This window comes from Xanthovirga aplysinae, from assembly GCF_009711365.1.
Taxonomy (GTDB): domain Bacteria; phylum Bacteroidota; class Bacteroidia; order Cytophagales; family Cyclobacteriaceae; genus Xanthovirga; species Xanthovirga aplysinae.
Genome location: NZ_SMMB01000391.1, coordinates 493 through 1,388 on the forward strand (window position 1 = coordinate 493; position 896 = coordinate 1,388).

General features: G+C 34.3%; 1 protein-coding gene. It reads right to left on the reverse strand.

From position 1 onward, the window contains the following. Positions 1 to 160: 160 nt before the first annotated feature. Positions 161 to 896 (reverse strand): hypothetical protein (locus tag E1171_RS23395; protein WP_187696162.1); only part of this gene is annotated, 736 nt, incomplete at its 5' end.

Below are 896 nucleotides of genomic sequence, written 5' to 3' on the forward strand. Positions count from 1 at the left end.
TAAAGATCATGGATAAGGTTTTAGCCGACTTAATTTGGTTGCCGGCTATTTTTTGTTTAAGGTTCTAATTGAATCGATTCTAGGTCTTCTTTTCTATTTTTAGATTAATTATTTTATTTCATTTTGAATTAAAATTAGGGAAAAAGAAAAGAGGAGGGCTTTATTTGGAGAATCTTAACCCCACAGATAAATCAATACGCCCTAATCCTTCGGCTTCCTTTTTTGAAAGGGCAACATTTGTAGTGTTTATTCCATCTTTCACCTGGTACTCCTTCAGTACTCCGGATATAAGGGAAAGTTGAAACCCAAGAAGTAAATTTTTGGAAATACTCATATCATAGCCTACGTCATAAACTAGACCAACCGTTCCACCCTCCATAGTGAAATTGTCCACCAAGACGGAATTATTGTTATACTCCATGTAACCAAGAGCAAAGTTTAATACAAAAGCATTTTTTTTATTAGTATTAAAAAATCGGGTAGAAAGAGTTGGTCCAAAAAAGCTAATGTTTATATCGTCACTCATTTTGCCAGTTATTCTATTTCCTTGCATGTCTTCTAAAAAGATCTCTCCATCAAAAGTTGCGGAGCTGTTAAAATGCAAATATTTAACACCCAGACCGAGGTATTCCATAAAATAATAACTTATGTCTGCTCCAAGGTGGTGTCCCGATTTTAATCCTTTTGAATAGGATTCAAAATCAGAAGGAATATTTTCTGATAAGGGGGCAGTGAGATAACTATAGCCGCCATTAAGTGCTATTCGCCAAGGTTTAAAATTTTTATGGCGATTAACTTTTCTATTTAAAACCTCACTGTTTGGGTAATAGCTAAATTGGTAATAGGCAACTTCTGATAAAGGAAGCAGTGTATTTCTAATTTCACCTTTATGACTG